This is a genomic window from Candidatus Symbiopectobacterium sp. NZEC135, from assembly GCF_025962695.1.
This window is the reverse complement of sequence record NZ_JAGFPF010001119.1, coordinates 1-708: the sequence shown is the minus strand read 5'-3', so window position 1 is coordinate 708 and position 708 is coordinate 1. Positions and strand designations below refer to the sequence as shown.

Here is a 708-nt window from a genome sequence, read left to right as displayed (position 1 = left end):
GTGTCACAACACCCGATCAGATATCAATCCATCAGATATCGATGTTGGCGGCTTTCAAGGCGTTCTCTTCGATAAAGGCACGGCGCGGCTCAACCGCATCGCCCATCAGCGTGGTGAACAGCTCATCCGCCGCCATGGCATCTTTAACCGTCACGCGCAGCATGCGACGACTTTCCGGATCCATGGTGGTTTCCCACAGCTGATCCGGGTTCATTTCTCCCAACCCTTTGTAACGCTGGATGTTCAAGCCACGGCGAGACTCTTTCACCAGCCACTCCAGCGCTTGTTCAAAACTGGTAATCGGCTGTTTGCGCTCACCGCGCTCGATGTACGCACCCTCTTCAAACAGGCCACGCAGTTTTTCACCCAGCAGCACGATTTTGCGATATTCGCTGCCACGCACAAAGTTGGCGTCCAGCACGTAATCGGTATCGACCCCGTGTGTACGCACACGCAATACTGGCTCGGCAAGCTCTGGGTTCTCGCTCAACGTTCCGCTGTAGCTGCTACCGTGTACATCGCCTTCATTGAGGGTTTTCACCAACGTCGCCAACCAGCTTTCCACCGCAGCGCGATCGTCTAATGTCGCCTCCGTCAGCGTTGGCTGATAAATCAAGGCATTCAGCAACGCACGCGGATAACGGCGTTCCATACGATCGATCAACCGTTGTACGCTGTGGTGATCTTTCACCAGCAGTTCCACCTGCT

General features: G+C 55.1%; 1 pseudogene. It reads right to left on the bottom strand.

Annotation, left to right across the window (positions count from 1 at the left end):
* Window positions 1–31: 31 nt before the first annotated feature.
* A pseudogene (gene gyrB / locus J5224_RS32815) lies at window positions 32–708 on the bottom strand (DNA gyrase subunit B); the annotation flags it as partial.